Raw genomic sequence first — 17843 nt, 5'->3', positions numbered from 1 at the left:
TTATCCCTATTTGTAAAAGCGCGACGAATGATTTCCACTTAGCTATGGAATTAAAATGTGGCTTGGTCTTACATGTCCTCTATAGCCCCCATTGTTGAGTTCTTTGAATCAAGGTATAGAAAGGGCTTTTACAAACTCATTATGAAACTTTTCCTCCTTGGCCAATTCAACGTGGGTTACAAACTTTGCAATCCTTTCGGCCTCGATCCTTTTTTCCACATCCATGAGGGCAAGATACGCTCCGTGCCCTGCTGCATTTCCGGCAAAATATACATTTTCAGGGTTACAGGGCGGAAAGAACCCAATAGTAAGGGCGCTTTTTTTGTCCACATGCATACCGAAATCACCGGCTATGGTTACATTCTCCACTGTATCAATCCCGAATTTACTCATCAATATCTGGCAGCCCGCACGCACAGCTGCCTTTGCAAGCTGAAGTTGCCTGATGTCATGCTGGGAGATCGCTATAGCCCTGCCCGTTGCTGTCTTATCTCCACTCACTAAAACAAATTCCATAGATCTTTTTAGGTCTGTTCTGAGCCCGTGCGCTCTTGTGTCTTTCGTAAACGCCCCGTTTTGGCCGATGATTCCGGCTGCAAAGAGCTGGGCAAGTGCATCAATCATGCCCGAACCGCATATACCCTTAGGTTTGAGGGCTGCACGCGGCTGTTCGCTTGCCCATCCCTCTTCACCTACCACTTGGTAATCCACATCGAGAGTATCCGGATCAATCCGCACTTTTTCGATGGCTCCAGCTATTCCCCTCATACCGCATGAGATTGTGGCCCCTTCAAGGGCAGTGCCGGTCGCACAGGAACATGAGAGAAGTCTCTCCTTGTTGCCAAGCACAACCTCTCCGTTGGTGCCGATGTCGATGATGAGGGACAGTTGTTCCTCGATGTAAGGCTGCTGTGAGATAAGCACCGCAACATTGTCAGCACCGACAAAACCTGCCTCGACAGGTAGTAAATGAAGGTACGATGTGGGGTTAATTTTTATACCTAAGTCACGGGCCCTCACATCAATTGGGGATAGAATTGAGGGTTCAAAAGGCCAGAATCCCAGGGGATCAGGTGCGACACCGAGAAATATGTGATGCATCACCGTATTCCCAACGGCCGTCATGTCGAGCACATCGCTGTATTTGTATCCCGCCCTTTCCGTGAGATCGTTAATTGCCTCGTTAATGGAACGTATGAGTATCTTTTGCATCCTTTTGACACCTGTTTGCGGGTGGTCCACAGAGTAAGTGATTCGGGAGATTACGTCCGCTCCGAATACAATCTGCGGGTTTGCAAAGAAACCACTTGCAATTACCTCCCCGCTCCTGAGATCACACAGGTAGAGCGCAACAGTGGTACTGCCTATATCCAGCGCTATTCCAAGGGCAGTATGGTTCCACCCTGGCACACTCCTGATGATCTCCTTCTCCATCCACAAAGAAGCAGTGAAATGTACTTCGTTGACGCTCACTGCGTTTTGGACCAAATCCGATGCAGGACCTTCGGCCATCACCCCTTTCAGTCCATACTGATCCTTCAAGGCCGATAGAGCCTGGTCAAGTAGAGCCGATTCGGAATCCACCATTGCGGCAAGATCAAGATTGTAGTTTTGCACGGCAGGTCGCACATCGCTCACCCTGCCGGAGAATTCCTTCCTTGCTGCAGTTCCGGTAAACAAAGACTCTTCAGGGATAAATAGTGTCGAATCGCCTTCTATCCGTGCCGCGCATGCGAGTCGGTACCCGTATTGTCTTTCCTCCTCCCCGATAAAGGCTGACTCCTCCTCTCTGAAATCGCTCAGCCTGCCCTCCGCCACATGGATCTTGCACCTGCCACACTTCATTTTTCCGCCACAAGGTGATTCCATGTAGACACCCGCCTCCCTCGCGATTTCGATAACAGTCTTCCCTTGTTCGGCAATGACCGTCCTCTGTGAAGGAAGGAATCTTATTTTATGTCGGTCCATGTCCCCGTCCTCTCCGGTTTTTGATATCCGGGTAGAGTATTGCCACAGCCTCATCGGATACATCGGAAGCTATACCGCAGGATGAGCCAAGGATAAGCCCGCCATTTCTGAACTCACCTTCTGCCCGTGCTATCTCTGCGCTGATCCGTTTGGGATTCCAGGCTGCAATGTCTATATGCCCCATGAAGGATACCTCTTTGCCGAAGTTCTGCTTCATCTCATACAGATACATCCCTGCCTGTGCATCAACGGGGTGGATGCAGTCGTATCCCTCCTCTATCAAGAACCTGATAATGCCCCTTATGTTGCCGTCCGAATGGAAGAACAGCAGAAGGCCGGCGGACTTCACGGCCTGAGCGATCTGCCTGTATAACGACAGGGCTATGTCCACAAAATCGGCATGGGAAAACAAAAGTCCGCTGTTGGCGGCAATATCATCGGCAACCGCAACTGCGCAGAAACCGTTATCGCGGGCGAGCAGGCACTTTTTTTTTATATCTTTTATTAAAGGTACAGTTAATTCAGCGAGACGATGAGGATTCTTTCTGATAGACGTCATGGCTTCATAAAACCCGAGATGCCCGATCATGTGTGATACCGGTCCTTCAATACACCCCACCGTGAAAAATTGATCAAGCTCTCTAAATCTCTTTTCCACAAGAAGCGGGTACAGTCTCTCTTCCCCGAGGTCGGCCCCCAGCAAAGATAGTCCGAACAATCGGGCGACCGATGCCAGTTGTTTAACGTGCTCACCTTTCTGCTCAGGGAAGTAACTGTCGAGGAGGTCGATCGGCAGAAAAAGTTCGCCCTTCGGTAACACATTGGTACGGAGGTGTCGAAGGGTACTAAGAACTCTTTCTTTATGAGATACCATATTCTCTTATAGCCTGACCGTCATCCAAACCTAATACCATCCGAAGTCATCAACGGCCTTTTTCATCGTGTATATATTGTAAGGGGGAGCATTTACAGGAACCTCGCAGCCCTCCATTAATGCAAACCCTTTCGGGGCGCGTTTCCCTTTTTCAATCGCCTGCCGGCAGAGTTCATATACCTCCTTAGGTGTTCCTGTCTGCAACATTGCAGGCTCAATATTGCCCGCAACAACATACCTATCTCCGAAGTACTTTATGGCTGTACTGATGTCAACTTCCCTGCCTATACTGATAATACCAAAGTCACCCATCGGTATATCCGCCCAAAAGGGCAGATTCTGATTCTGTTCGCCGCAAATATGGCAGAGTATGTGTTTAATACCTATAGAAAGCAACTTCTCGTGAAGTTCTGCCTGGTAGGGAAGCACAAGCTTCTCAAAATGTTTCGGCGAGATGATTTGATTGGAAGCTAAAGGCTCCCATATCTGCATTTTGACCCTCCCCTTGCCAAAGGTCTCTACCCATAATCGCGCAACGTCAAGAACATGGTCGGTAGCCAGACGAAGAAGCCGGTGTACTATTTCCTGTTCCTTTACCACCCATCGGCACAGTGTATCAACAACACAGATATTGCCGGCAATGGTAAAGGGGCCTCCAACGACCACAGATGGCGCGATGCCGTTGGCAACCTGATTCCGGGAGAACTGCATGGCTTGAGGCAGCATGCCCGCGGTCTTGACATCAGGCAACTCCAGCTTTTCTACGTCCTGCTTCTTTTCCACGGCAAAGCGAACGTGTGATGGCGCCTGTTCATATTCACCATCCGGGAGCTTGATCTCTCCGCCGAATTCATACCCTCCAAATGACGCATATCCATAAAACGGGTCGCTGTCATAGCCGTATTGCTCCCTCGTCAGCATCTGTGCTAAAAAACTTTTTTCGGGATCGCTATAAACAGAAGCTACGGGATACCCGACATTCTTTGCACAAAATCCGAGAATAAATGAAAGTCGAGGCACATGGTCTACGGACCTTCCGTTCAGCAATGCGTCCATTCTCTCCACTGACGTCATTTTTTCCTGCCTCATAAATCATCTCCTTGTATATTTTTCGATTTCAACAGAGTATTTGTCTACTACTTTTTGACCCGCTCGAGCATTTCGTTTGCTTCCCGGACCGCCTCTCCTGCGTTATCCGCATATCCATCGGCACCGTAGTGTATGGCAATGTCTCGCGTCAAAGGAGCTCCCCCTACCATAACAGCAACACCCGGGTCTTCGGCTTTAATCATTGCGATCACCTTCGGCATAGCTGTCATACTCGTCGTCATGAGGGCTGAAAGCGCTATGACATCCGAATGCGTTCTGGTCTGTTCCTCGACAAACTTTGACAGTGTTACGTCTTTACCCATGTCATGAACTACCCAACCCGCAGCTTCAAACATTATTCTCACCAGATTCTTACCAATATCATGTATATCACCCTCTACCGTACCGATAATCACCTGTTTTTTCTTCTCATCTCTGCCAAGCTTGATGTGGGGACGTAAAACATTCAGCCCGGCATAAAGCGCATCCGCGCTAAGTAAGAGTTCCGGAACAAAGTATTCACCACTTGAATACAGTTCGCCAACCTTGTCCATTGCCGCCGTCAGTCCATGCATTACAGCATAGTACGCATCGACACCCTCTTCCACAACGGCCTTGCTCAATTCACTTACGGTATCTTCATCCATCTGAACAACTGCATCATATAAACCTCTTACCAGTTCCTGCGTCCTTTCTTCGGTAGCCATTAACAATTTCCTCCTTTTTCTCTTAAAATCAACCAACTGATTTTAATAAGTATTAATACCATCCGAAATCATTGATAGCCTTTGTCATCATCCACAAATTGTAGGCTGGAGCCTTTGGGGGCATTTCACATCCAGAAGAAAAAATGAACCCTCCCGGGATTGTCTTGCCTTTTAAGATAATCTCTTTACTGGCATTATAGACCTGTTCCGGGGTCTCTGTTTGAATCTTGGCCGGCTCAAGATTACCGAATGCAATGTCATCAGGAAAATGCTTCGCCACTGTTTCAAGGCTGATCTCGTGTCCCACGCTAATGATTCCAGGATCGCCCATGTTGACATCTGCCCAAAAAGGCATATTGGCATTCTGTTCACCACATGCATGGAACAGCATGTGTTTATAACCCATCTCCCTGAGTTTGTCGTGCATCTCCTTGACGTAGGGCAGCACAAACTCTTTGAACTGTTTGGGAGATATTATCTGATTGGAACTTGTAGGCCCACCCACCAGAGGCACTAACCTATCAGTACCGAACTTGTCAGCCCACAGTTTAGCATGAGCAATACGGAAATCCGTTAATACCCGTAAGACTTTATGTACTAATTCCGGCTTTTTGATCATCAGTTTACATGTCTTCTCCACCCCTACCACGGCCCCTGCAGCATCCATCGGTGTGGCAAGAATTGGGCTGACAACCACACCTCCAAACTGTAACTGGTAAGCAGTAGCTTTCAGTGTCAACGGTATGCTGCCAATGTTCTCCAGATTATCCGGCACCTGAAGGTTCAGTATGTCCTCATCTTTTTCTACCGGGCGCCGGGCCACCCCCGGCGCCTGGGCATATTCACCGGTCGGGTACGTGACCTCGCCGCCAAACTCTTCGACCGGCGAAGCGCTAAGCGGACCTACTATGCACATCGTGGCCGGCATCCAGCCGTACTGGTCGCTGGTCCAGCGCTGTGCGTCAATACATTTCTTATAATCGGTATATATGTCGTTGATGCTGTACCCCACGTTGAGTGAGGCAAAACCGCCGGCAAACGGAAAAATCGGAACCCTGTCAGGCTTTTGTCTGGCCCATAAGGCCTCTATCCTCTCGTCATCGGTCAGTCGATCTTTCTTCATAGCTCTGAATGTTGTCGTCTCATAATTGTTTTCAGAAACCATTACTGCCTCCTTGGATCGTTTTTTATCGGAAAAATGTCATTATTGATATACTTCCCGGATCTTGCATCCTTCACGATCTGAGCCGGTCAGCGTGGGGCACGGCTGTTTTATTAACGGGACACGGCTGTTTTATTAACGGATGCCCCAAAGGTAATACGATTCTTCCGGCAATAGTGTTGATTAAACCCGCAAACCCAATGTAAAGCATGGCAATACCGCACGCGAGAAACAGCCAGCCACTGATTTTAATAATGGGGTTACTTATAGGAAGCGAAGGGTCTGTTATGCCCGGACTGCCCATCATCATCCATGCCCCTGTAAATCCCAAAGCAATAGAAAAACTTACCATCCATACAACCAATAACGAACTCATCCTGAGAGCGATAATTGCCATGAAAAGCATAACCACAGCAGCGGGTAGTACAATCCATCCGTTGGCATGCGATGGAATCTTCGCCACAGGTGCTATGAGCGCCCCGTTTGATACACTTCCAAGAAAATAGGGAATTACATATTGAGCAAGCCCGGACGAACTTAACCCAATTGCGAAAATCGTGCCAAAAACAAAATTAAGAGTACCGCCCATTATGTCACCGTTCTTGAAAGAAATTATTGCGATTATCAATAAAGTGATGCCTACCATAATGCTGTTAACCATCACTAATGGGGTGCATGAGGAAGGCACAAAACCTACAAACAGCGCGCCTGTTGCTATCAAAAGACATGCGATAAGCAACGACCCCGCTGGATTAGGATCAGCCCATTTTGGTTCCATTTTTCCTGACACTTTACCCCTCCTTATCCTTACTTTTTGGTTTTGTCAAGAAGCCTCAAGCCGGCATACTTTTTCATGTTCATACTCTCACAGCTTATTCGCTGCTCTTTCTAAAAAGGTTTTACAATATCATTTGGACTAAGGGAAAATGCGGAACCTCTTTTTTTACACAAATACAACCTTTTATAGCCTCCCAATCCATTGTCGGCGGGATGTCTGAACGGCTAATGCCGACATTTTCCACACGCTCATCTAAGGGAGGGCAGCAGCCATAAGTATTGCAAGGCAGGAGGGTACGGCTGCTGCCCGTCTGGTGGTCAGAGTCACTTTATTTCTTACTTGACAGCTCCACGTGCTAAACCACGGAGGCTGATCTGCTCTCGTCCGGCCCATGCCGCAGGATAGATGAAGGTCCGGCTCGCAAGGCTATGGAGATCTAAGTAATCCCTCTGGGTATGGATTTCAGAGCCAATCAAACCCAGGTCCTCATAGAAGTAAGTGATATTCTCGCAGGTCCTGTAAAGTCTCCCTTTCTGGTCATAGTTCTCGATGAAATGCAGCATAAATGTTTCCTTGTCAATATACATGGTCCTCCTGCTGTATATGAAGTTTGAGTCCTGCTGCTGGAGTTCGATTACATATATCGGCCTTCGCTCAAAATTAACGTTCTTTATCTCCCCCTTCTTGGTATAATAGGAGGAACCGTCCGGAGGGACAAAAGGTATCAGGTACTCTCTCTCAGCGACTACCTTATATTTATAAGGGTACCGTTTCGGGGTAAGCTGCTGATTGAATCCCTCAAAATCCTCGTAGATCACGTCCTGCCCCACGGCCGCATCCTGAGCGTCGGTAGCGGAAAGTCTCCGCAGTCTTCTCAGGGAATTGACATAGAGAAAAAAGAGGTCAAACTTGTTGGGGTCCAGGTAGTTCAGGATGCTTACAACGTTTCCGTATATATCCCTCGGCGCAAGCATACCGAAATAAAAGCAACGGTGTTCGGCGTTCTTCTCGGCCCGCTCGTCGAGCCATCCATAGGGCTCCTGATAGACCCTTCCGTGGGTCCGGATAGTGTAGAAATCATAGAGTCCGTCAAAATCAGGAACAAGGTTTTTATTAAACCCCGTACCGATCTGGAGCCCGTGTTGACTATCACCCTGCAGGTAACGCTTCACCCAGTTGTAGACAACCTGTTGCGCCTTGTGCGGTCCCGAGGGTTTCGGAAATGGAAATCCACCTTTATAGGAGTCCGGAACCAGGTATCCCTGGGAGTCCAGTCGTGCGCTTGAAAGCTTCGTGGCCTCGCCGATTCTGGTGTGATAGTACTGTTGTCGCGTCGGTACCACAGTGATTTCGGAGAAGTTCCCCACATGAGGCGGCGCCTGGGGCGCAAAACGCAGATAATGCTGCGGGATCAGCAAGTCCTTGAAGGGCAATCTGTCTTTATCTTTGTACGTGTATTGCCCGGGCTTGATCTCCGGTGCAATTTTTCCCACCACATCCGGCGCCTTGAAGCCGACGACCTGAGACCACACCTTCTTCATCTCCTCGGGATCTGCCGAAAGCTTCGCATACACCTCGGGAGGCATGATCTTTTTCATGCTCAGTACATTCCGGTAAGGCCGCGGGTCATCGAACAAGGCCTTCTGTTTCTCCAGATCATCGATACTCAGCTTGTACATCGGTCCTCCAGCCCATGCGAGAGGTCCTCCTGCGCCAAGTATAAAAAAAGCTGCCAAAAGACAATAAAAAAATCGCATCAAACCACCCATTTTCTCCTCCTCATATCTGTGTATGGTTGTGTTTGTTTTTCTTTGAACATATTATTAACCCCATCTGTAGGTCAACTTCAAGTATAGTTGGTCTTTGTGGTCATAAAACTCGAAGCTGTTGTTCATGACGCCGTTATTCATGTTATCCTTACCCCCAAGAAACAAGGCTCCCACCGTATAGCGCCAGTTGTCGCTGTAATCATACTGAACCTGGTACCGGAACATGTCGGCCCTTCGGTTGATGTCCCTCATCCAGAAAAAGGAGGGCGTGAGCTTGTTGTTCATATAGGAAGTGAATATCATCAACGTTGTCATGTAGTTGTCGGGATCAATGAGCGCCTGGTTGTCGTGATCAATAAGACTCTTCCCGTTCGGATAGTTGAGGATCTTCCTGTGGTAGAACTGAGGCATGATGGTGATCCCTGAGCGGGGATTGATGAACGGAAGCCTTATCTTCCAGTCTACGCCGAGCGCCCACCGTACCTCATCTGTGTGGTGGAGCATGCCCCTCGATGTGGTATCCGTCGCGGCAAGCGTGTTCCCGAAGAGGTAGAACGCTTCAAGCCGGATCACCGGGGCAACACCTCCGAGGGCAGAACTCTTCACAAAAGGAATATCCCTGCTGAAGGTCCCGCCTGCGAAACGAAGCAGGTCGTAGCGACCCTGAAAGTTAGGATGGAGAAGCATCTTTCCATCAGAGGCCATTTCGATACGGTTGGGGATAGGCATGTTCCAGACTGTGGGTGAGTTGTCAAGACCGTAGAAGTAATTGAGAGTAACAATGGCATCATTCACAATGCCCTTGACCTTGAAGCCGTACTCGAACCCCTTGCTGCTTAGTGATCTCGGCTTGTCAACGTCGTAGGTATCTGCAGATCCCAGATGAATCTCTCCGCCCGGAACAAAGGGATTGTCAATCCTCGCATTGGGCGACCAGATGCCGCTCACGTCGTTTCCCGGCTGAATGGTCTTGTTGGGGATAAATGAAATGTTTGGATTAAAGACAAACTCAAATCCCATATCCTGCAGCCACCCCGTCTCGACCTTCGGATAATATTCTGCCTTGAGAAGCCATATGGGAATGATCGTGTTCTCGAATTCCACATCCGAAAAACCACGGCTCTGATCCATGGGATTGATCTGGTCCATTAACCTGAAACCGTCTGTTTCGCCCCAGGCCACCACCTGTTTCCCAAAGCGGAAGTTGAAATCTCCCGGTGACCAGGTGACGTGTGCCTCCTTGAGTACTTGCCAGTAATCGTTATCCATATATAGGTTCTTGCGGGACTTGTCAAAAAGCTGATCATTCCATTCTTGATTATTGGACTTCGCGTCGTACACCCAGTCGGCGGTGAACATCCCTGCCCCATATACCCTGAGATTGTTCTTGAAACTGTAATCACCTTCAACAAAGACGTTGGTGAGCAACGACTGGACATCGCGAGCCGTATCATAATATCCTTTGTGGTTCAGGCTGAGAGTCGCACCCTGACTGACGTAGCCCGCAAGGTTGAGCGGTTTCCCGTAGAGGGAGTACTGCTCCGCTTCAGCCACCTGTACGGTACACACCGTTGTGAATAGGAGCAAAAAAACCAGAATCGCCAAACTTCTATCCTTCATAATTGTTACCTCCCTTTTTCTGACATAACGTTCCAAACAGTCCTGTTCGTCCCACATCCTGACATTGACCAATACTGAAACTTACATCTCATCTCTTCCACCGGAGAAACCCCTGTTTTTCACCCGGCTTGCCTTGGGCAGATCAGGTGTCGATATTCTTTCACCACCCGTTGCTTTCACCCCCTTTCATGAGTGTCTTGTATCTTTTCGCCTGTATCAATCCTGTTGCCATTCAGCCCCAGAGAATGCTCCTCGGCCTTTGAAACCTCCGCTTCCACCCCGATCCCTCCCCTCGTGATGAATTTGGGCTTGAAAAAATAAAGCATAAGAGGGTGAACCGTCAGCGTCAGAAGCACGTTCACACCCAGAACAACTGCCAGGAAGATTCCCATCTGCGCCTGAAACTTGAGACCTGACATGAAGTACCAGGGCAAGAGGGCTGCAAACATGGTAAGTCCCGTATAAACCACCGCCTTCCCCGTGGTACGCACACCCATGAGGATGGTCTTTGTCCAGTCCGCCTCATTGACAAACTCGTCGCGGCAGCGACTGTAAAAATAGATCGCAAAATCCACACCCATGCCTGCACCGATGGCCGTAACCGGCAGGGTGTTGATGGAAAGACCGATATTGTTCATAGCCATATAAGCCACCGCGACCAGGTTGGCAAATATAAGGGGGACCGTGAGCATGACCCCGCCGACTATAGATAAAAAGGAGATGATGCAGAGAACGAGGATCGCACCATATACGATACTGTCCATCTCCAGATGCCGTTTCTTCATCTCGTCGTTCAGAGCGATCTCCATGCCTACCCTTCCTCCCGCCAGCATGAACTCTCCGTTCTCAAGCTTCATGGGTCGGTTCTTAAAAAAGTCATACGCCGCATCCCGGACTCGCAACAGGTTATCCGATGTATGGTCGGGGAAATATATGGTCATCTGAGCCCTTTGTAGCATGCGATCTATGAACCTGCTGAGTGTGCCCATATCGGTGTTGCTTTTCACATAACCCATCAGGCCGTAAAGTAACTCGGGGTTTTTTGGCAACTGGTACCATAGTTGATCTCCATCGTGCAGCGTGGCATTCACCATCTTTACGATGCTGATGACGGAGCTGGAAGACTTGTATATGTCCGGCAGCTTCTGCTTCATGTGGCGTGAGAAGGCCTCAAAGGTGGTGAGCACGGTAGGATCATAGACAGATCCGACCTTTCCCTCGTAGAAGAGCATAAAATTGTCTGACGATGCGTCAAACTCCGTATTCATCAAGGCCTGGTCCTGGTTGTACTTGTGATTGGGCCACAGAAGAGGAGATCCTGGTGTGGGGTCTCCCACCTTTATTCCTACCGACAGCCAAACAGCAAGCGCCAGGATCACCACGGTAGCTCCGAATATCACAGCCTTACCGCGACCTATAGAAAACCGCGTAATAGCCACAATCATCTTGTCCATCCTGTCCAGCTTTCCGCGCTCGGAAGACCACTTATCGCTTGCCCCCCTCATAGGCATAAAGCTGCATATTATGGGTGTGAGGACGGAGGTTAAGACGATGCTTGTCATCCAAAGACTCATAACAAGGGCAAGCTGCTTCATTAAGGCTATCTTTGCAAGTCCCAATACAAGAAATCCCGCGGCATCCGTAGTCACAGCGGCAAACGCGGGGATCACCATGGATCTCATGGTCATATAACATGCCTGTTTGCTGTCGTTGTTGGCGGCGTGAAGTTCTTCAAGATATCTGTACGTTGACTGTACCGAATGGCTTATCATCATAGCGCCTACGAGGAAGGCAAGGACGTAAAGAAGCGGACTGAAATTGAAACCCGTAAAACCCATAATACCGAGACCAACAACGGTGAAGAAAAGACTCGTTACAACAGGGACAAACATGCCCACCCTATTCCTGAAAATCAGGAATAGGGTAATAATCATGAGTATCATGCTCACCATAAAGATCTGATAGATCTGGTGCTTGAAGCTGTAGATCCACCCCATGAGCACGGGATATCCTACAAGATGGATGGAGGTGTTGGCGTCGGAATACTTTTCGGCTATCTCCCTGAGAAGACTGAATGCCCTTTCGTAAGAAATGTTCTCCTTGAATTCCGTGAAGAGAAGCGCTGCCGTTCCGTCCTGCGATACTAACACCCCATTGTAGGCAGGACTGGCAAATATGCTTGTTTTCAGATCCTCCATCTCAGTAGGGGCCTCGGGAACGTTTGGCCACATAAGCGGTTCTATCTTGATCTCACCCTTCTTCAGGGTAGTCACCTTCTTTATGGAACGACTCGCTATGGAAACCGTGAGTATTCTATATACCTCTTCCCACATCTCCACTTCGTTTGTTATCTTTTGTAACTTTGTCAGCGTCTCTTTATTAAATATGTCTCCGTTTTTTACTTTGACGATGATGACGCCTCCGGACCCACCACTCCCGAAGACCTGGGAAAACTTCGCATGAAGCTTGAGATACGGGTGGTCGTAAGGCAGCATGTCTTGCAGGATTACTTCCCCTCTGATCTTCAGGGCTCCGTATACGAACACGGCAAAAACAATCAACACCACCAGCAGCACAGCCACCTTGTGGCTTGCCATGAACCATGCAAACCGATCCATAAATCTCTGTTTATCGTTAGACATGACTGCACCTCTCGTGTTGGATAGCATCCATATATTAAAAGACTATTTTCTCCCAGGCCCCTGAAGTACTGCTATAAATAACACCCTCTTTTCCGACAGCTATAAAACTGGACCCCTTTCGCCAAACAATTCCGTAGATCCAGCTATACTTGATCGGTGGCTTGAACTCAATTGCTCTCCATGCTTTTCCTCCATCAATGGAGGAAAAGCAGTTACCAGTCCCACCGATTACAAAAGCATTTTGTCTGTCAGAAGAAATTGAGAAGAACGGGGCTTTCAAGCCCTTGACAGGCACCTGCTGCCATGTCTTTCCACCGTCGATCGTCTTTGTAACATAACCATCTATTCCTACGGCCCAAACTGTTAACGGGTTCACCGCGATCACGTCAAAGAGATAAGTGCCGCCAATCAGTTCCCCTGTTTCTTCAGAGAGATCAGAAAACCCTGCCTGCTGCTCCCACGTATCCCCTCCATCCCTGGTCCGATAGATGTAGCCAAATTCTCCTACTACCCAACCGTTCCTGGCGTCACAGAAGGAGATGGCCTTGAGGATATAGTCAAGGTCTTTGAACTGTATCTTCCAGGTCTTACCCCCGTCATTCGTCGAGAGGATGTGCGTACGCTCGCCTACAATAAACCCTTTTGTAGGCGTCAGGAAGTGGACGTCCATGAGGAAAAGGTTTACCGGGCTCTTTTGCCTTCCCCACGTCTTGCCTCCGTCGTTTGTATGTATAATAATCCCTTCTTCCCCGACGGCCCAACCATTTTTCGAATCTATGAAGTGGATGGCGCTCAAAGTATACTCCGTCCCAGTTTCCTGGCGACTCCACGTCTTGCCTCCGTCTGAAGTGTGCAATATTGTGCCATAGCGTCCACTGATCCACCCCTCGTTTTCATTGGGGAACGTTATGGAGAACAGGTCGTCCTGTGATCGACCCGACTGTGCATGCAGCATCATGGGAACTACGAGCAAAAACACTATCAACCCCAAGATCAACGGATTCAATACGGGTGTCAATCTATTAATTAAATGAGGATATACTTTCATGGAGCCTCCTAAGATCAAGGAATCGAATATACGGCTGCTTAATGCATCAGCCTCTTTAATGTCCTGCATTATTTACCGTCCGTTCAATCAAAATTAATTGATCGTTCAATTAATTCTATGCAAACAGATTTTTTTTGTCAAGCCAATTTTACGCCTCACTCGTCACAACTCCAATTTAGCGATTTACTTTGCGAGCAAAAAAATAGTCCTTGAAACCTCCCTGTTTCCTAAGGCTGGATGCAGGGATCAAGACAAGTTAACCGGAAAATACGGTCAACTTGATCCTCATGTTACAGCCTAACCCAACGATTCTCACCAAACCTCTCCGTGCAGCGAAGCATTCGACTCCTGTAATTCACCACATACTCCCGCCTCAATTTATCTGTTACTCGCCTGAAATCCTGATGGTTAAGTAAACGCCCTATGTCCAAGGGATCCTTGAGGGTGAACTCTACAATGACCTCGCACAGGTCACCAAAAATCACATTCCACCCACCGGTCGCTTCCACGTAGTCGATTGTCCGTATTGCCGGTAAATGTTCATTGAGCACGAAATCTATATATTGCTTCTTGGCGCCGGGCCGCAGATCATAATACTGGTTGAACTTCCACACCTGTTTCTGAATGACATACTTTTCATGCTCCAAATTTCCCGTCGGCGCCAGAACATAACTGCCGTAATCGTAAACAAATGCCTTTAACCGGACCGTGAGATTTTCGAACCTCTCTGTTGTTACAACGCGGGCAAGGTCCGGTGCGTCTTTCGCAGAGAGCACTGCAATGATTCGAGGCCCGAACCCCATTTCTACGTAGTATCCGCCTACCGAGATAAGATCCATGGTCGTGGTTTCGGGAATATACGTTTCGGTGATAAACCTGGCATACTCATCTTCAAAACCCGGGACAACATCCCAGTTCTGAATGAATAACACGGGCATGAACCCTCCTTTTACTACTCTTCAGCAGTCAATATCATCTTAGCCTTTTACCCTTTCCACAATAGCGTTGATCAAGTCAATCGGGGTATTGAGAGGCACTTCGTGGCAAGTAGACAGGAATACCCCATGACCCAAATCCTTGACGAAGTCTACAAGATTACCCAGTCGGTCATTGGCCTCAAGGGTTTCAGGGTAAGGGCATCCCAAACCAACAGGTTTGCCGTACTTTTCTACCCATTCTGCTACACGCGAAAGCGGGATCTTATCCGCTTTAGATCCGCCGAGGAAAACTGCATCAGCACCAAGATCAAAATAATTATCTACTATGCTTGGCTCATAGTCATGAAAACCCATCACGCTTTTTACATCATAGTACTGAGTAACATTCCAAAAGGTATTGTAGATAGGCTTCAGCCACCCCAGATCTTCCGGCGTGATGAACGTCCAGTCTTCCTCTATCAGCCACACTGCGTCGACCCGATGATTACAGTATGCTTTAATGTAATCCAGCACAAACGCCTGGGCATCATTCAAGGCCTCTCGCAATTCTTCGGGATGACCGCCCCAGGAATCGTACTTTCCCTCGGTAATCATCCTCACCAGTGTAACGGGGCTGTTCAGGACCCCGATCACGGGAATTTCCCTCCCCACTATTTCGCATACATGAGCGACAGCCTCGTAAATGACCGGCAGTTGACCAATCTCATCAAAGGACTCTAAGGCCCTGCCGGTGATACAACTCTTTCTTTTTTTTGCGAGAAAATCACTAAGAACATCCTTCCGCACCCATTCCAGCGATCTCTCCAGGCTCCCCAGTTCCAGATATGGGTCATAGTTGCTGACTATAGCATCATATTCAAAAAGTTCCTGAGCCATTATCAGGCTTCTCGATAAGGCCACCGGGTCCTTCACCATCGCTTCCGGAGACATCTTGCTCACCTTTGAGGCATACCTGTAGATTAGCGGAATGAAGAGAGGACGGGATATTTCCTTAAGATCAAATAGATCCTTCAATAACTTTTTTGGGGATTTCTCTTGCCGCAAAGATTGCGCCATAGATTCCACCTCATTTTAGTTGTTCATAAGGATATTCGCAGTACAGCTTCTCGCATCTCCATCCTTGTCGCCACCCATGCACTGTGCCAGGAAAACCCTCGCCCCCTCAGTTTGGCGAGCACCAGCCTCCCCCCTCAATTGTCGCGCCCCCTCCACTAATTGAGCAACCGCCGTTGCACCTACCGGGTGGCCTTTGGAGAGTAGACCACCAGACGGGTTTACCGGGATACGTCCGCCGAGACTCGTAGCACCCATCTCTACAAGTCTTCCGCCTTCGCCTGCCGGACAAAGCAGCATCGCTTCATAATGTAGTATCTCGGAAATAGTAAAAGCGTCATGGCACTCCACAACATCGAGGTCATCCGGTCCTAATCCGGCTATCTCATATGCCTTTTTGCACGCCCTGTAGTCTGTCTCCCAGGGGACCAGGTCGATGGGATTTTCGTAACTCCCTGTAACCAGTACTGAGGCTGCCACGCGAACCGGTTTTGCGGTAAACCTTCTGGATCTCCCTGCGGCGGATAACACCACTGCTGCAGCGCCGTCCGCATTGGGGCAACAGCTAAGCCGCGTCAAAGGATCGCAAATCATAGGAGAGTTCAGCACGTCCTCCACGGTAATAGGGTCCCTGAACTGGGAAAGCTGATTCAAGCTTGCATGGCGTCTGTTTTTTACCGCCACCAGCGCCAGTTGTTTTGCTGTGGTTCCGTATTTCTCCATATGGCAAAGGGCGCGCATGGCAAAGCTTGCAGGTGTCACCAAGCCTTCCAACGTATCGATTTCTGTATCGCCTGAGCTGATCAGTCCAAGATTGGGGACCATCATCTTTTCAACGCCTACCACGATTGCCGTATCGAACTGCCCTGAAGCTATTCCCATCCAGGCCAGATGGAACGCCGTGGATCCGGAGGTACAGGCGTTCTCTACATTAACTATGGGAACCCGACTGATCCCTGCATGCCACAGGATCGTCTGCCCGGCCGTCACGGCACCGAACAGCTTCCCGGCGAGCGCATATGAGCAGAAGCCTGCTTCCACCTGGGATGGTTTGATGTTTGCATCCTTGAGGGCCTCCAGGATGGGCGGCACGGCCAACTCGATGAAGGATTTGTCTTGATGTTTCCCAAAGCTGGTCATCCCAATACCAATAATATCGACTTTTCTCATTCTGTCTCCTTTCACGCCGGCGTGAAGTAGTACCGTAAGCAAGGCTGTCCGCCGGCGTCCACACCCAGTGGCACCACCATGAGATGAACGTCTTTCCCGATAGCCAACTCCCCGGTCTTTGAAGGATCGAGAAGGGTCACTATGCGAAGACCATCTTCGACCAGATCGACAAATCCTACCGGGTAGGGCTGTGGTAAACCGAATGGTGGTTTTACCCGGATAATGCTAAAACTGTATATCACACCTTTCCTTGAAAGCGGTGTGGCCTCTACAGGTCCCAGGCAATAGGGACATACAAGAGGTTTAGGAAAAAACTTTCTCTTGCAGTCAGAACAATGTCCTCCGATTAATCTTGGATTCTTGCTGTCCTCAAAGATGCCTGGAAATACATGTCTTAAAGGTTCATCCATTCGTGCTCCTTTCCTGATAATTATTCACTTTTGTCCTTCAATATGCCATGCAGTACAAGGTTAAGAAGGTTCTGGGCTATCTCCTCAGGAGACAGCGCCCCTTCTTCCCGGTACCACCTCTGAAACCAGTTGATTATCCCGAAAAGGCTGAAGTCGAGGACCACGAGGTTTAGGTCGTTCATCTTTCCTGTAGCCGCCAATTCCTTTAACCTCTTCATATAAAGGTCAAAGAGCTTCCGTTCGTAGTTCTTCATCACCTCTTTCCGTTTACCTGTAAGCCACGCATTTTCCTCTACCACGATCTTCGATTCCTTGCGGCTCCTGAGGCCGAACCTGACTGCATGCTCCACGATCATCTCTTTCAGGCATTCCATGGGATCAGCCACTCTCTGGTCGACCTCCTCCAGGGTTTTGAGCAGGTTTTCGGAGGTTTTGATGATGATTTGAAAAAGTATCTCTTCTTTGTTCTTAAAATAATGATAGAGAAGCGAGTTGCTCACCCCAGCCTTATGACCTACCTCACGTATTGAAGTACCCGAATATCCCTTTTTATAGAACAGTTCGGTGGCCGCCCGTAACAATATTTCCTGAGTATCTCTTGTAGCCACGGCAATT

At 48.8% G+C, this 17843-nt stretch carries 15 protein-coding genes; all 15 read right to left on the bottom strand.

Annotation, left to right across the window (positions count from 1 at the left end; genetic code table 11):
* Nucleotides 1–108: 108 nt before the first annotated feature.
* Nucleotides 109–1968 (bottom strand): ASKHA domain-containing protein, encoded by a 1860-nt coding sequence (locus PHU49_00715; GenBank protein ID MDD5242514.1) that lies wholly within the window; start codon nucleotides 1966–1968, stop codon nucleotides 109–111.
* Nucleotides 1955–2842 (bottom strand): uroporphyrinogen decarboxylase family protein, encoded by an 888-nt coding sequence (locus tag PHU49_00710; GenBank protein ID MDD5242513.1) that lies wholly within the window; start codon nucleotides 2840–2842, stop codon nucleotides 1955–1957. Before PHU49_00710 ends, PHU49_00715 begins: the two co-directional genes overlap by 14 nt.
* A 30-nt stretch (nucleotides 2843–2872) precedes the next feature.
* Nucleotides 2873–3931 (bottom strand): uroporphyrinogen decarboxylase family protein, encoded by a 1059-nt coding sequence (locus tag PHU49_00705; GenBank protein MDD5242512.1) that lies wholly within the window; start codon nucleotides 3929–3931, stop codon nucleotides 2873–2875.
* A gap of 47 nt (nucleotides 3932–3978) precedes the next feature.
* Nucleotides 3979–4638 carry a corrinoid protein gene (locus PHU49_00700; GenBank protein MDD5242511.1) on the bottom strand — a complete coding sequence of 220 codons (660 nt, stop codon included), beginning with the start codon at nucleotides 4636–4638 and terminating at the stop codon, nucleotides 3979–3981.
* A gap of 52 nt (nucleotides 4639–4690) precedes the next feature.
* Nucleotides 4691–5803 (bottom strand): uroporphyrinogen decarboxylase family protein, encoded by a 1113-nt coding sequence (locus PHU49_00695; GenBank protein ID MDD5242510.1) that lies wholly within the window; start codon nucleotides 5801–5803, stop codon nucleotides 4691–4693.
* Nucleotides 5804–5873: 70 nt separating this feature from the next.
* Nucleotides 5874–6590 carry a hypothetical protein gene (locus tag PHU49_00690; GenBank protein ID MDD5242509.1) on the bottom strand — a complete coding sequence of 239 codons (717 nt, stop codon included), beginning with the start codon at nucleotides 6588–6590 and terminating at the stop codon, nucleotides 5874–5876.
* Nucleotides 6591–6913: 323 nt separating this feature from the next.
* Nucleotides 6914–8257 (bottom strand): DUF1329 domain-containing protein, encoded by a 1344-nt coding sequence (locus PHU49_00685; protein MDD5242508.1) that lies wholly within the window; start codon nucleotides 8255–8257, stop codon nucleotides 6914–6916.
* Nucleotides 8258–8401: 144 nt separating this feature from the next.
* Nucleotides 8402–9967, bottom strand: a complete 1566-nt coding sequence (locus PHU49_00680) for a hypothetical protein (protein MDD5242507.1) — start codon at nucleotides 9965–9967, stop codon at nucleotides 8402–8404.
* A gap of 176 nt (nucleotides 9968–10143) precedes the next feature.
* On the bottom strand, nucleotides 10144–12609 hold the full coding sequence (locus PHU49_00675; protein ID MDD5242506.1) for an MMPL family transporter: 2466 nt from the start codon (nucleotides 12607–12609) through the stop codon (nucleotides 10144–10146).
* A 34-nt stretch (nucleotides 12610–12643) separates the two neighbouring features.
* A complete protein-coding gene (locus PHU49_00670) occupies nucleotides 12644–13657 on the bottom strand; it encodes a YCF48-related protein (GenBank protein MDD5242505.1) in 1014 nt (337 codons plus the stop codon).
* A gap of 290 nt (nucleotides 13658–13947) precedes the next feature.
* On the bottom strand, nucleotides 13948–14595 hold the full coding sequence (locus PHU49_00665) for a hypothetical protein (protein ID MDD5242504.1): 648 nt from the start codon (nucleotides 14593–14595) through the stop codon (nucleotides 13948–13950).
* Nucleotides 14596–14634: 39 nt separating this feature from the next.
* Entirely contained in the window at nucleotides 14635–15651 is a 1017-nt protein-coding gene (locus PHU49_00660) for a uroporphyrinogen decarboxylase family protein (protein MDD5242503.1), read from the bottom strand.
* Nucleotides 15652–15666: 15 nt separating this feature from the next.
* Nucleotides 15667–16818 carry a thiolase family protein gene (locus tag PHU49_00655; GenBank protein MDD5242502.1) on the bottom strand — a complete coding sequence of 384 codons (1152 nt, stop codon included), beginning with the start codon at nucleotides 16816–16818 and terminating at the stop codon, nucleotides 15667–15669.
* An 11-nt stretch (nucleotides 16819–16829) separates the two neighbouring features.
* Nucleotides 16830–17228: an OB-fold domain-containing protein gene (locus PHU49_00650; GenBank protein MDD5242501.1), complete on the bottom strand. Its 399-nt coding sequence runs from the start codon at nucleotides 17226–17228 to the stop codon at nucleotides 16830–16832.
* Between the two features lie 20 nt (nucleotides 17229–17248).
* Nucleotides 17249–17836, bottom strand: a complete 588-nt coding sequence (locus tag PHU49_00645) for a TetR/AcrR family transcriptional regulator (GenBank protein ID MDD5242500.1) — start codon at nucleotides 17834–17836, stop codon at nucleotides 17249–17251.
* Nucleotides 17837–17843 lie beyond the last annotated feature (7 nt).

The organism is Syntrophorhabdaceae bacterium (genome assembly GCA_028713955.1).
Taxonomy (GTDB): domain Bacteria; phylum Desulfobacterota; class Syntrophorhabdia; order Syntrophorhabdales; family Syntrophorhabdaceae; genus UBA5609.
This window is presented reverse-complemented; position numbering and strand designations above follow the sequence as displayed.

Excerpts from the sequence above, each read along its gene's own strand:
- PHU49_00715 (MDD5242514.1), bottom strand. The coding sequence starts at position 1,968 with ATGGACCGACATAAAATAAGATTCCTTCCTTCACAGAGGACGGTCATT.
- PHU49_00710 (MDD5242513.1), bottom strand. The coding sequence starts at position 2,842 with ATGGTATCTCATAAAGAAAGAGTTCTTAGTACCCTTCGACACCTCCGT.
- PHU49_00705 (MDD5242512.1), bottom strand. The coding sequence starts at position 3,931 with ATGAGGCAGGAAAAAATGACGTCAGTGGAGAGAATGGACGCATTGCTG.
- PHU49_00700 (MDD5242511.1), bottom strand. The coding sequence starts at position 4,638 with ATGGCTACCGAAGAAAGGACGCAGGAACTGGTAAGAGGTTTATATGAT.
- PHU49_00695 (MDD5242510.1), bottom strand. The coding sequence starts at position 5,803 with ATGGTTTCTGAAAACAATTATGAGACGACAACATTCAGAGCTATGAAG.
- PHU49_00685 (MDD5242508.1), bottom strand. The coding sequence starts at position 8,257 with ATGTACAAGCTGAGTATCGATGATCTGGAGAAACAGAAGGCCTTGTTC.
- PHU49_00680 (MDD5242507.1), bottom strand. The coding sequence starts at position 9,967 with ATGAAGGATAGAAGTTTGGCGATTCTGGTTTTTTTGCTCCTATTCACA.
- PHU49_00675 (MDD5242506.1), bottom strand. The coding sequence starts at position 12,609 with ATGTCTAACGATAAACAGAGATTTATGGATCGGTTTGCATGGTTCATG.
- PHU49_00670 (MDD5242505.1), bottom strand. The coding sequence starts at position 13,657 with ATGAAAGTATATCCTCATTTAATTAATAGATTGACACCCGTATTGAAT.
- PHU49_00665 (MDD5242504.1), bottom strand. The coding sequence starts at position 14,595 with ATGCCCGTGTTATTCATTCAGAACTGGGATGTTGTCCCGGGTTTTGAA.
- PHU49_00660 (MDD5242503.1), bottom strand. The coding sequence starts at position 15,651 with ATGGCGCAATCTTTGCGGCAAGAGAAATCCCCAAAAAAGTTATTGAAG.
- PHU49_00655 (MDD5242502.1), bottom strand. The coding sequence starts at position 16,818 with ATGAGAAAAGTCGATATTATTGGTATTGGGATGACCAGCTTTGGGAAA.
- PHU49_00650 (MDD5242501.1), bottom strand. The coding sequence starts at position 17,228 with ATGGATGAACCTTTAAGACATGTATTTCCAGGCATCTTTGAGGACAGC.